Source organism: Enterococcus pseudoavium NBRC 100491 (assembly GCF_001544295.1).
GTDB classification, from domain to species: Bacteria; Bacillota; Bacilli; order Lactobacillales; family Enterococcaceae; genus Enterococcus_A; species Enterococcus_A pseudoavium.
In genome coordinates this window covers 15,818-29,144 of sequence record NZ_BCQF01000030.1, presented here as the reverse complement: position 1 = coordinate 29,144, position 13,327 = coordinate 15,818, and the positions used below count along the sequence as shown (strand labels likewise).

Annotated in this window: 12 protein-coding genes; 11 read left to right on the top strand and 1 reads right to left on the bottom strand. The window is 31.8% G+C overall.

The annotated features are described in order from the left end of the window. Positions 1-315: 315 nt before the first annotated feature. The 4 genes from EP1_RS11660 to EP1_RS11645 all read left to right on the top strand — a co-directional run bounded on the left by EP1_RS11660 (position 316) and on the right by EP1_RS11645 (position 4,700). Positions 316-1,746, top strand: coding sequence for a lipopolysaccharide biosynthesis protein (locus tag EP1_RS11660; RefSeq protein ID WP_067627587.1), 1,431 nt, complete (start codon positions 316-318; stop codon positions 1,744-1,746). 23 nt (positions 1,747-1,769) lie between these two features. Next, positions 1,770-2,720, top strand: a complete 951-nt coding sequence (locus tag EP1_RS11655) for an aspartate aminotransferase family protein (RefSeq protein ID WP_067627585.1) — start codon at positions 1,770-1,772, stop codon at positions 2,718-2,720. Positions 2,721-2,799: 79 nt separating this feature from the next. Further along, positions 2,800-3,663 (top strand): formyltransferase family protein, encoded by an 864-nt coding sequence (locus EP1_RS11650; protein ID WP_067627583.1) that lies wholly within the window; start codon positions 2,800-2,802, stop codon positions 3,661-3,663. A gap of 77 nt (positions 3,664-3,740) precedes the next feature. Beyond that, on the top strand, positions 3,741-4,700 hold the full coding sequence (locus EP1_RS11645) for a peptidoglycan bridge formation glycyltransferase FemA/FemB family protein (protein ID WP_067627581.1): 960 nt from the start codon (positions 3,741-3,743) through the stop codon (positions 4,698-4,700). Between the two features lie 533 nt (positions 4,701-5,233). On the opposite strand, the gene EP1_RS11640 is transcribed toward EP1_RS11645, so the two are convergent. Then, complete coding sequence (locus EP1_RS11640) at positions 5,234-5,443, bottom strand: helix-turn-helix domain-containing protein (RefSeq protein WP_067627579.1); 210 nt, start codon at positions 5,441-5,443, stop codon at positions 5,234-5,236. Positions 5,444-5,773: 330 nt separating this feature from the next. On the opposite strand from EP1_RS11640, the gene EP1_RS11635 reads away from it, so the two are divergent. The 7 genes from EP1_RS11635 to EP1_RS11605 all read left to right on the top strand — a co-directional run bounded on the left by EP1_RS11635 (position 5,774) and on the right by EP1_RS11605 (position 13,318). Beyond that, positions 5,774-6,559 (top strand): YveK family protein, encoded by a 786-nt coding sequence (locus tag EP1_RS11635; protein ID WP_067627577.1) that lies wholly within the window; start codon positions 5,774-5,776, stop codon positions 6,557-6,559. A 9-nt stretch (positions 6,560-6,568) separates the two neighbouring features. Then, entirely contained in the window at positions 6,569-7,270 is a 702-nt protein-coding gene (locus EP1_RS11630; RefSeq protein WP_067627574.1) for a CpsD/CapB family tyrosine-protein kinase, read from the top strand. Between the two features lie 242 nt (positions 7,271-7,512). Further along, positions 7,513-8,685: a beta 1-4 rhamnosyltransferase Cps2T gene (gene cps2T / locus EP1_RS11625; RefSeq protein ID WP_067627572.1), complete on the top strand. Its 1,173-nt coding sequence runs from the start codon at positions 7,513-7,515 to the stop codon at positions 8,683-8,685. Between the two features lie 5 nt (positions 8,686-8,690). Next, the gene (locus EP1_RS11620; protein WP_067627570.1) at positions 8,691-9,995 is read left to right on the top strand and encodes a glycosyltransferase; all 1,305 of its coding nucleotides are present in this window, start codon (positions 8,691-8,693) and stop codon (positions 9,993-9,995) included. A 16-nt stretch (positions 9,996-10,011) separates the two neighbouring features. Continuing rightward, positions 10,012-10,917 carry a glycosyltransferase family 2 protein gene (locus EP1_RS11615; protein ID WP_067627568.1) on the top strand — a complete coding sequence of 302 codons (906 nt, stop codon included), beginning with the start codon at positions 10,012-10,014 and terminating at the stop codon, positions 10,915-10,917. Between the two features lie 17 nt (positions 10,918-10,934). Further along, positions 10,935-12,053, top strand: coding sequence for a glycosyltransferase family 4 protein (locus tag EP1_RS11610; protein WP_067627567.1), 1,119 nt, complete (start codon positions 10,935-10,937; stop codon positions 12,051-12,053). Beyond that, a complete protein-coding gene (locus EP1_RS11605; RefSeq protein ID WP_067627565.1) occupies positions 12,050-13,318 on the top strand; it encodes an O-antigen ligase family protein in 1,269 nt (422 codons plus the stop codon). Before EP1_RS11610 ends, EP1_RS11605 begins: the two co-directional genes overlap by 4 nt. The last annotated feature ends 9 nt before the right edge of the window (positions 13,319-13,327 follow it).

Genomic DNA, 13,327 nt, shown 5'->3' with positions numbered 1-13,327 from the left:
TAATTTAGTATATAATAAATATGAAGTGATACTTAAAATTTCCCAAAATTATGAATACTACACATAATAATAGTATAATATTTATAGCTCGATCGCTTAGGGGAGTAACCTGTTATTAGATCATTAATAGATAAAATCTTTAATTCAGTAAGTTTAAAAAATTTAAGTGAATAAGAGAAATAAGTAATGAAAGATTAGCTATAAAATTATTTGGTCTAAGGAAGAATACCGCTCTATAAAAACAGATTAGTGAGGACATAAATTGAGAAACGATGACGGAAATTCTAGTTTGGATGAGAAAAATTTAGAAAAAAAATGAACAAAGGGTTCATTTGGGCAGGATTAGAGCTCATAGGGAGGCAAGGGATTTCTTTTATTGTTCAGATTGTCTTAGCTCGAATTCTAATTCCAAGTGATTTTGGTTTGGTAGGTATGTTGGCGATATTTATTGGTATTTCTAACGTAATTATAGATAGCGGTTTTCAAGTCTGGTTATTGCAAGAAAAAAAGCCGACGAATGTTGAATTTTCGACAGTTTTTTTCTTTAATCTTTTTGCAGCGGGGATGTTATATATTATTCTTTTCAGTATTGCACCTTTTGTAGCAGTTTTTTATCAAAAAGAAATTTTATCCTCTATGCTGAGAGTATTAAGTCTTACAATTGTTTTCAGTGCATTCTCTCTTATCCATCGAACTAAGTTGTCTATTCAACTTAATTTTAAGACGCAAACAATCATTAGCACAATTTCAATGATTATTTCAGGAAGCATCGCTATCGTACTTGCTTATATGGGCTTTGGAGTTTGGAGCTTAGTACTGCAGCAAGTATTTAATCAAATGTTATTATCGATTTTTTTTATTGCTTTCAACCGTTGGTGGCCTAGTTTGACGTTTGATTGGCAAGTTTTTCGAAAAATGTTTCACTATAGTTGGAAACTATTAGTCTCAGGACTAATGGATACAGCATACTTGAATGGTACTTCTGTCTTGGTAGGTAGATTTTTTCCTGCCGCGACATTAGGGTTTTATACCAATGCACAAAAAATGAGTGATGTTGTAGCTCAATCAGTATCAGGTGCTGTCCAAAAGGTTAGTTTTCCAGCATTAAGCAAAGTAAAAGAGGATAAAAATAAATTAAAGATTCGGTTTCAGAGTACTTTAAAGCTAACAGTCTTTTTTACGGTGCCAGTAATGTTTGGTCTATCTAGTTGCGGTTATGAACTCTTCAATATTTTATTTGGTGAGAAATGGCTGCCGGCAATTCCTTATTTTCAACTCCTCTGTATTGCTGGTTCGTTTTTCCCGTTACACGTGTTAAATTTGAATATTCTCCAAATCGTTGGTCGGACAGATCGGTTTCTAATTTTGGAAATAATAAAAAAGGTAATCGCGATTAGTTTCCTATTGGTTTCATTGGTGATTTTTCGTAGTGTTTTAGCCTTGGTTTGGGCTACCTTAATCGTTGATTTTTTATTAATTTACGCCAATGGATTTTACACAAAAGAAATTTTGAATTATTCAGTTTGGGATCAATTGAAGGATATCGCTACGACATTGGTTGCAGGACTAACTATGTGGGGGATTATTTATTTTTCAACCCAATTTTTAGCGGCAGGGACATTATCAACGTTGCTTATCAAGATAGCGATTGGTTCAATCAGTTTTGTGGTAATTTCTTATATATTGAAAAATTCAGAGTTGTTTAAAGCGACAAAGTTGATTAATAAAGTATTCATCCACAAATAAAGGTTTTTGGAAAGGAAAAAAAGATGAAAGAGATTGGTGGGTATTTTGAGTTTGAACAACTGGTTGAACAGCCATATTATCATGAATTAATTAATTTAGATCGGGCTAGAAGTAGTTTACTTTACTTGATACGAGCGCGAAAAATAAAAAAAGTTTATCTTCCAATTTTCCTATGTGATTGTATCGAACAAACGCTCCAAATGGAGAAAGTAGAGATAGAATACTATTCACTTGATGAAAATTTCTTACCCTTGTTGGGCATAATTCCTGAAGCTCATGAGTGTGTTTACATTGTAAATTATTATGGACAACTTTCTCATAGAAGAATAGAAGAATTAAAAGAAAGATTTGGAAAGATTATGTTAGACAATACGCAAGCATTTTTTCAAGAACCGCTTCCTGAGGTAGATACTTTCTATTCTTGTAGGAAATTTTTTGGGATCCCAGATGGTAGTTACCTGGCAACCAATGTCAAAGCTGATGTTGAGATAAGTGAAAGTAGTTCAAAAGATAGATTAGAGCATTTGGTTGGAAGAATGGAAAGTACTGGCTCAGCCTATTATAAAAAATATAATGATAATGAAGAAAAATTAGATGGGGATAATGTAGCAAAGATGTCTAAATTTACCCAAAATTTATTAGGTGCACTGCCTTATAGTGAAATAAAAAAGCAACGAACTCAAAACGCAAGGTATCTACACGAACGTCTAAAAAAATATAATCTACTTCGCTATGAGGTTCCAGAAGGGGCATTCGCTTATCCTTTGCTAGTTAAAGATGCATCTAAAATTAGAGAGGAACTAATTTTTAAAAAAATTTATGTTCCTATTTTATGGCCCAATGTTTTGTCAGAAGCTGAGGATAGCACATTAGACTACAATTTTGCTAAGAATATCTTACCGCTGCCTTGTGATCAGCGTTATACAGAGGAAGATATGGCCTCTATTTGTCAAATTATTGAAGAATTTTTTTAGTATTCATTTAAGTCGCCAGAACGTTATATGATGAAAACCGGTCACAGAATAAAATTATGATTGTAGGAGATTATGATAAATGAAAAAAGATGAGCGTAAGTTTCTTTTTGTGGGTAATAGATATTATGTTTTGAAAAAAATGATAGAGTTAAATTTGAATGTTACAGAAATCTATGCTGTACGAGACTCCTATTTAGCAAAAATGTTAGAAAAAGAAGAGATTACATATCGTACATTGGGAGCAAAAAAACAGTTTATAGATGAAGTTAAGATGAGTGATTTTGATGTTTTAGTTTCTAATGGCTTGCCGTATATCTTGCCGGTTTCTAGTATGAAAAAAGATTCGCAAACTTTTGTCAATATCCATCCGTCATTATTACCAGATTTGAAAGGGACTAGCCCAATCAATGGTGCAATTCTTTTTCAACGAGGACATGGGGTAACTTGTCATCTAATTAATGACGAGATAGATGGTGGCGATATTCTAGCACAAATAAAAATTGATAATGCAAAGAATTTTCCATTAGATTTATTGTACCAAGTGTCTTTTAGAGAAGAGGGACAGGTTTTTGAAGAAGCCTATAAAAACGGTTTTATTCCAATAGAAGCATCAGCAGTATCCGAGCCTATCTACTATTCAAAAAAACGTAGTGATGCAGAGATAACTTTTTTGGAGTCGTTCGATGAACTTATTCATAAAATTCGAGCATTCTCATCACCGGGGCAATATGCCTATATCAAGTCAGATAAAGAAGAGATTAATGTTCTTGCTATTGATCCAATCGAGAGTGATTTTCTCGATCAACGGTATATGGAATACCCAAATAAAACGAATATTTTTCAGTGGGATACAGAGACATTGAATATTTTAATAAAGTATGACGATAAATTCTGCGTACTCAGAATCGAGTATCATCAGAATAATTTTGAGATATTTAAATGATACAAAAGTAAATCAACCAGTGACATTGATTAGAAGAAACTATTATAGCTAAGTGAAAGAAGCGGTGTTAGGAGTTAATGGAAATTATTTCGGAAAAAAAAGTTTGGGATAAAGTTATCCATGGTTTTTCTAAATGGGATGTTGCTCATGAGTGGGGCTATTTTAAAGCCTTTAGTCTTCGAGAAAAAGAAAGTGATCCCATATTGTTTTTTTATCAGTCCCCATCTGGAAAGGTCGCTTATCCTTTTTTTCAGACTAAACCAATGGAAATTGAAGGGCTAGCTACAGGTAGTAAACTCTATTCGGTTTACGGTTATACCGGACCTTTGATAGATGGACAAGATCCAATGATAGTTTGGCAGGAATTTTGTCAAGAATTTCGTTTATATTGTCAAGAAAATAAAATAGTTTCTATTGAAGAAAGATTTCATCCAATCCTTAACAATGCTAGGAAGCTTTTTTCTAGCAGTGAGCTTTTTGTAAAGCGTCCAGTCGTTCTGATAAAAACCGATACTGAAGATAATTTGCTAAAGAATTATCGTAGAAAAAATATTCGGAAAGGTATTAGAGTAGCTAAAGAACACGGGGTAGTGATCACTCATCACGGAAGAGAAGGTCTTACAGAATTTACTGCCCTTTATAACAGTACTATGGAACGAAATAATGCTGAACAGATCTATTATTTTAATGATGCTTTTTTTGAATCCTTGTTTCGCGAGCTAGGCGCACGATGTACAATTTTTCACGCAAAAATTGATAATAAAGTCGTAGCCTCTACATTAGCGCTTCATTCTCCGTTCTGTGTGTTTTTATTTTTAGGGGCGATGGATATGGAACACAAACATGATTTTGGGGGCTATCTATTAGAACATGAACTATTAGTATATTATCATAGTTTAGGAATTCCTTATGTTAATGACGGTGGTGGTAGGACGAGCGAACTGGATGACTCACTACTCCGTTACAAACAAGGCTTTACTAAAGATGTGCCGGCACCATATTACCAAGGAAAAACTGAATTATTTTTCTATAATTAATAATGGTGCTCTCCAATCTAAACACTTTCTAGGTCTGCTATCCATTTTTCAAATATCCGATAAATCGTTGAGTCATCTACCGTATCCATCTCTTTCGTTTTAGGCAAGTATTCTGAATGAGTCCATTCTGGCTGCCTTTCCTGCTAAAATAAATCGCGATTTTCGATCTGTTAAAGTCACTAAACAAGCACCACCAGATTTGTCAGCTAGAGTATTGGCTTCCCAAAGATCAAACTCGCTTTCATCGTCTGCGGATTTTGGACAGTCATGGATCGAATAAGTAATGCGTATCTTTCCACGAGTCTCTTTGTATGTCTTGTTTTTCCTCGATGGGCGTAATGAACGGATCAGTCCTATACTACCGTGTTAGAGTGATTCTGTATCGAAAATACCGATGTAAATTGCACGGTAGCTTGTGATAAAATTGATTGAGAAGTTTGCGTGTTCAAACTCCAAACGATTAAAAAATTCTTCTGGTGACCATTGAAAATCGATAAATAAACGACGAATGATTGACCAAATTCGCGAATCATTTAGGATTGTATGATGCCTACAGTTCGTTCTTCGAGAAGTATAATTTTTGCCTGCTTTGAAAGCTGAGTAGATTTTTTTATCAGCTCACGTGAAATGGTAGACGGGCTACGATAAATGTCGTTCCCGATTTTTCTAATAGAAATACCTTCTTCGTGAAGTAGAAAGATTCTTTCTCGTTCGAGTAGGATAAGATGTTGGTACCGGCTCATAATTGTTTTCCTCCTAGTAGCGTTCTCGACAAACCTATTCTAGTTGGATCATCGATTATGAGTCATTTTTTATGTGTTGTACTTAAATTATAAATTCAAGAGACAAAAAACAGAGTAGATTTCTCTACCCCGAAAAAATCTAACTTTTTGATTCCACTAATTGTTTTTTGTTTCAGACGGTATAATAAGCTATAAGTAGTGTGCTTTATTGGAAATAACTAAAATATTACTTGAAATTTGTTTTTCTATTTGCTATTTTTAAATTAAGTGTTATTAATCACAATCAGTCATATTTGTGTAATAGCACAATAAAAGAAAGTTGAGAACAATATGGAAGAAACCATTAGTCTAAGACAATTATTTAATGTACTAAAAAAAAGAATAATATTTATTGTATTAGGTAGTATTTTGGGAGTAGTAATTTCTGGGACAATTGCTTTCTTTATTTTAGTTCCTAGATACGAATCAAGAGCACAACTGATCGTTACTTTACCTCATTCTGAAATAACTAATGTGAATGATGTGAATAATAATTTACAAATGATAAATACTTATAAAGATATCATAACAGGAGATTTAGTAATAAATGAAGTTAGTGAGAAATTGAAATCTGATTATAATGTAAAAATTAGCAGTAGTGAGTTAAGAAACGATATCAGAGTAGAACAAAATCAAGATTCTCAAATGTTTTCTATTATTACTACAAATGAAAATGCTAGAAAGGCAACACAAATAACGAATACCACAGCCAAGATATTCAAAAAAAATGCGAAAGATGTCCTTAATATAGATCGGATTTCTATTATATCTAATGCGACTATTAATAATAAACCAATATTTCCTAATAAAAAAATAATGTTACTATTAGGATTGGTCGTTGGTACATTAATTGGTATTTTTTTGACAATAGTCACTGAAGTATTGGATCGGACAATTAAAGAAGCTCAAATATTAACTGATGGCTACGGACTTACTATTTTAGGTACAATACCTCAAATGAAAAAAAATGAAAGTAATATGACATTAAAAAATCAAGTTACTGATTTCAGTATTGAAAAAAATATACGACAAACCGATAATGAAAGACCAAATCGTATAGAACGAAATCGGGTGTAGGAGGCTATTATGTCAAAAAAAAATAATTCGCACCAAACTGAGGCAGTGAGTTTAATTACTTTATTAGATAAATCATCACCAATTTCAGAGCGCTACCGAACGATTCGTACGAATATACAATTTGCATCATCGATAGATCAGAAAATAAAAACACTTGTTGTCACGTCTTCTGGTCCTGGTGAGGGGAAATCTACTACCTCTGCGAATTTAGCGGTCGTTTTTGCTAACTCGGGTCAAAAGGTTCTATTAGTAGACGCTGATATGCGAAAACCAACCGTTCATAAAACATTTTTACTAAGTAATAAAGTCGGATTAAGTAATGTTCTCAGCACTGATATCAGCGTAAAAGAAATTATTCAACCTGGTCCTGTCCCGAATCTATCGATTATTACTAGTGGCGTCAAGGCACCAAATCCTTCAGAGTTATTGGGAGCTATTAAGATGGATCGTATTTTTGATGATCTAAAAAATAAATTTGATCTAATAATTTTCGATATGCCACCAGTCGTAGCGGTAACAGATGCACAAATTATGGCTTCTAAAGCGGATGGAACATTGTTAGTAGTCAGAGAGAAAATCACTAAAAAGGATTCTTTGAAAAAAGCAACAGAGTTATTAAAGATAGTCAAAGCCAATGTATTAGGTGCTATTTATAATGATAGTAGTAGCGAATCTGATCAAGAGTATTATTATTATGGGGTAGATAACTAATTAAGTTGTTGGTTTTAACTTGATTGTTTATGTTTCTGACTAAAGTAAAAGTGGCAGAAGAGCTGACAAATTTTATCGAGTAATTTTCAAAATTTTTTGAAATTGAATTATAGATACCTGATGAGTTGATCAGTTTGGAAAAAGCTAAGTGATTGAATCGAGATTTAACGTTCATATACAAAAAAATTATTTACTTTTAGTAATCGCAAAGTTTACTAATTAAAGTTGGGCAGTGAAAAATAATGGAAAAACATGTGTATATTATTGGATCAAAAGGTATACCTGCTAAATATGGGGGATTTGAAACATTTGTTGATAAACTTACAAGATATCAGACACCTGATCTAGTCCATTATCATATAGCTTGTATGTCGGAAAATTCAGCTAAGTCTGGAATTACTGACCGTAAATTCCGTTATAATAATGCGGAATGTTTCAATATTAATGTTCCATCGATTGGTCCAGCGCGGGCAATTTTATATGATATATTAGCTTTGAAAAGAGCAATTACAATTTCAAAAAGAAATAAAGATTATCAACCAATTTTTTATGTGTTAGCGTGTAGAATTGGTCCTTTTATAGGGAATATGAAAAAAGAGATAAAAAAAATTGGCGGTAAATTATACGTAAATCCAGATGGTAATGAATGGAAAAGAGCTAAATGGTCATATCCCGTTAGAAAATATTGGAAACAATCAGAGAGATTAATGGTTAAACATTCTGATTTACTAATTTGTGATAGTAAAAATATAGAAATTTACATAAAAAAGGAATATGTTCAGTATCAACCAAAAACAATTTTTATAGCATATGGCGCTGACTTTGAAAGTTCAAAACTTACGCGCAGGGATTCAGTTGTTTCAGAGTGGTTTGAGAAATGGGAAATTATTGAAAATGAATACTACTTGTTAGTGGGTAGATTTGTTCCTGAAAATAATTATGAAGCAATTATTAATAGTTTTAAGGTATCATCTTCAAAAAAAGACTTAGTTATTGTAACTAATGTGGAAAAGAATAATTTTTTTAATTCATTAAAAAAACAAACACATTTTGATGAAGACTCTAAAATAAAATTTGTGGGAACTGTCTATGATCAAAAATTATTAACATATATTAGAGAAAATACGTTTGCCTACATCCATGGACATGAAGTTGGTGGAACAAATCCTTCATTACTAGAGGCATTATCTGCGACAGAGTTAAATTTATTACTTGATGTAGGGTTTAATAGGGAAGTGGCAGAGGAAGGAGCTCTTTATTGGGAAAAAAATAATCTAGTGAATTGCATTGAGCAGGCTGAAAGTCTTGAGGATAAAGATAAACACGAGTTAGCTCAATATGCATCAAAAAGAATGGCCGATTTATACAGCTGGTCCGAAATTGTTGGAAAATATGAGGAACTATTTAGAAGGTAGTTAATATGAAAATTTTACATTATTTTTTAGGTGTTCCGCCAGCTAGAAGCGGAGGACTAGTTGAATATACATTAAATATAGCAATAGAGCAGAGTAAACAACGGGATGAAGTTATTTTGCTTTATCCAGGGGAAATGAATTATTTAAAAAATGAGCCCAAAATAAAAAAAGTTAAAAATGTAAAAGGATTAGAGACTTATGAACTAATTAATAGTCTACCATTAGCGCTTTTTGGAGGAATTAAAAGTCCAGATCATTTTATGAAGAGTGTTTCGCCAGAATTATACTATCAATTTTTGATGGATATCAATCCAGATATTATCCACGTACATACATTAATGGGAATTCACTATGAATTTTTTCAAGTGGCTAACCAATTGGAAATATCACTTATTTTTACTTCTCATGACTATTATGGTCTATCACCCGTGCCGGATTTTTATCATAACGGGAAAAGTTATGATAGCGATAATTCAAACGAATTTTGGATACAAGTGTCTGCTAATGCACTTAACACACAAAAATTACGCGTTTTTCAATGGAAAGCCTATCCGACTATTCGGAAATTTTCTAAAAAGTTGGAGCGTTTTTTTAAAATTCAAAGTAAAAGTAGAGAACTTAAAATTCCGATGATTGAATCGAGTACTCTAGAGAAAAAGATAATTGAGCTTAGGAAATACTATCAAAAAATTTTTTCTTGTATAGATTTTTTTCATTTTAATAGTTCGGTAGCTAAAAAAGTGTATTTAAATAATTTGCCCATGACCATCAGATACCAAGTAATTCCCATTGCAATTTCTGAAATTCATATTGAAGATGAGAAAATTCAGATGAAAAATGAAAAATATCGAATTGCTTATATAGGACCAGAGAAAGAATTTAAGGGTTTTTATGATTTTGTTGAAATGAGCCGTTTATTGCAGAATACGAAATATGAGTTTCATACATATGGTTATGTACCTACAAAAAAATATCCCAATCTAATTCAACATGGGAGATATAATAGGGAAGAAATTGAAAATATTTATCGTAATATAGATATTTTAGTTGTTCCAAGTCGATGGAAAGAAACTTTTGGACTGGTAGTGTTGGAAGCACTCCTGTTTAAAAAAGAGGTGCTTGTGAGTAAAAATGTTGGTTCAAAAGATCTGTTGCCAAGAGATCATATTTTTACAAATACTCAGAGATTAATTCAGCGGTTAGAAAAAATTCAATCTGAAGAGAGAAAAGAAATTGACTATGATTCATTACCAAGTATTTCTAGCCATATTACAGAATTAAGACGGCTTTATCAGAAATTAATTAAATAATAAAGGAGAAAGACTATTGGATATCTCAGTTGTTGTGCCATTTTACAAAGGAAATGACTATTTGCCTAGACTATTAAAATCATTGGTAACTAGTTCCGCTAGAGCTAACCAATTAGGAATTACGACTGAAATAATCATAGTAAATGATAGTCCTGAAATTGAAGTATTAGTGCCAGAACAATATAAGAATTCTGTTTGTATTATAACTAATGAACGTAATCGAGGGATTCAATATTCAAGGATCAACGGTTTAAAAAAAGCCAAAGGAATATTCATTCTATTTATTGATCAAGATGACGAGTTGACACCACAAGCATTGATCTCAAATTACAATGAAATCGGAATGGCCGATGTTGTAATTGGTAATGGGAACTTTGTGTATAAAGATAAAAAGCAGGAATCAAAACGATTAATATATCCTAAAAAAAGATATCAGAAAAAAGCAGCTTCAGAGATACCTTATTTATATGTTAGGGATCTAATTGTATCACCTGGGCACTGCTTGATTAGAAAATCGGCTATTCCTCAGGAATGGAAAGATAATATTATGAAAAAAAATGGGGCAGACGATTATTTACTATGGCTGTTGATGTTTAATAACGAAAGAAAATTTTCTGTTAATTATGATGTAGTATATATTCATCATGATTCTGGGGAGAATCTTTCTTTTAATGTAAAAAATATGAAACAATCATTTAATGAGCTGATTAGTATTCTAAATAGAGATGAAAACTATCCTTCAAAAAGTAGTAATGTCTTGGAAAGACAATATTTTTATAAATCACTGTTGGTTGAGAGAAAAATTTTCTTATTAATTATGAGATCGATAATAGATCCAGTTATCTTTATATATAACCTTTACTTCAGGCTATTCTATGGTGGAAATGTAATAAGTGCGAAAGAGATGAACAGTAAAAATTAGATATTTGGTGGAAAAAGATGATTATTATAGCAGAACATGATAAACAAAAAAAGAAAACTTGGTCTGGAACGACCTGGTCTCTTCGTCAGGCTTTATCTAAAAAAGAAAATATCAAGGATATCAATATATCCAAAGCGAATAGATTAGAGCAAACTGTTTGGATATGGAAAAATTTTTTAAATAGTAACGAGTTTATCGCTAATCTAAATTTTAATAGTTCTTATCTGGACAGTGTTAATTCGATGATCCAGTATAAGTTAATGAATCAAGTTTTTCATAATGAGCAGATATTGCAAATAGGGGATCTGGCAACGATTGAGAATTCACTTATTTATCAAGATTTATCGATTAGCTACTTATTAAACTGCAAAAAAGATGATCCACAGGCGTATATGTATAGTGGGTTTAAAAATGTATCAGAAGATTCGATGAAAAGAAGAAATGAGATACAATTGGAGCGCTATTCAAAAGCAGATAGAATATTGACGATGTCAAAAAGTCTAAAGCAGTTTTTAATCCAGCATGAAAAATTTCCCAAAGAAAAAATAGTGCATATTGGTGGGGGCATGAATTTTATAACTTGTACAGAAGGTGCCAGAGAGAGAGTTGAAAAACAAAGGAATAAGATTTTATTCGTAGGTCGCGATTTTTATCGTAAAGGTGGGGATAGGGTAGTTGCCGCTTTTAATTTATTAAAAAATAATGGTTTACAGGATTTGGAATTATATATCGCTGGACCTACTAAAATAGAAGATAAATTTTTGAGTAGCGGTGTAACCTTTTTAGGTGATTTACCTAATGAGCATCTCAGTAAATATTTTGAGATTTGTGATGTTTTTTGTATGCCTTCTAGGTTTGAGGCATATGGGCTAGTATTTATTGAAGCTTTAGCTCAGGGGCTCCCATGTATTGGGTTGAATAAATTTGAAATGCCTTATTTTATTAAAGAGGGTAAGAATGGATTATTAGTAGATGATCCGGAGGATATTGAAGAACTTGCTATAAAAATAGTTGAATTATTATCGAATGAAAAAATATTTTCTTATGTTGATAAACAAAAAAAAAAATATTTAAAAAAATATTCATGGATGGCAGTTGCTGATCGAATTATTGAGATCGGGGAGAGAAAATTGTGATAATAAATTTGAAATTAAATAAAGAAATAATATACGGTTTATTCTTTTTTGTTTTTTCTTTTGTTCCTAATAATTTCGTTTATTTGGTAATTGGAGGTATTGTGTGCGGACTAGTATTAGTGGTTAAAAATAATTACCAAATTTACAGGGAGCCGTATACACTTATTCTTTTTAGTATTATATTTTTGGGATGTGTATCAGGCTTTTTAAATCAATCGTTTAATATGAATTACATCAGTGATTATTTATATTTTTTAGCTCCAGCAATATGGTTTTTTATTGGATTTCAATTGTTTTTAACCAATAGTAATCTAGACTTATTAAAAACGTTTCTTTTTTCAATTTTTTTCGAAGCTATTTATACTCATTTTAGATTAGTAATTTTATTTCTCAATCGACAAAATTTGAATTTTGACAATTTAAGAGATGTTTACATTGGAGTGGAGTTCACTGCTCCGCTAGCATTTGTTATATTGCTATCGTATATGACCTATCAAGGAGAAAAATTATTCTCATCAAAGTTCAATAATATATTTTTATTGATTCTTTCAGTTCGTATTTTTTTGTCTCTTTCAAGAACTATGTATCTTTTATTAGCTATTTATTTAGTAGTGTTCTATTTATGCAAACGAACGAAACAAAGCGTAAAGGTAAAAAGTCTGTTTTATGGATTTATTTTTATTTCGCTATGTATCATAGTCGTTCAGTTAATACCTGATGAAATGAAAAGTACCTTTTTCAATAAAATAGTAAACAGCTTTAAAGAGGTATCTTCAGATACAAACTGGAATATTTATCGGAATATTGTACACAATTGGAGAGGATATGAGACAAGCGTTGCAAAAAATCTTTTTGTAAGTGGTACTATCTACGAAAAATTATTTGGATTTGGATTTGGCCAGTTGATTCCGGTACTGTATTCAAATTTAGTCGGAGTACCAGTAGGAAACGGAGGGATAATAATACTGCACAATGGGTATGCAACACTGCTTATAAAAGCTGGTATTGTAGGAGTAGCCTTATACGTATCATTCTTCTGTTATATTATTGTAATCGCAATCAAAACACGGAATAAATATTTTATAGATAAACCATTGGTAATTTCATTAGGTTTATGTTACTTGTTCACTACTTTTATTGTTAGTGGTTTTTTTACTCGAGCAATAGATCCGATATTGATAATGTTATTTTCAGAGTCACTTGCTAAGTTGAGAACTCAAAAAAGCAGGTCAATTTCTGAAAAAGAGATCACCTACAATACTTAAAAAGGGATG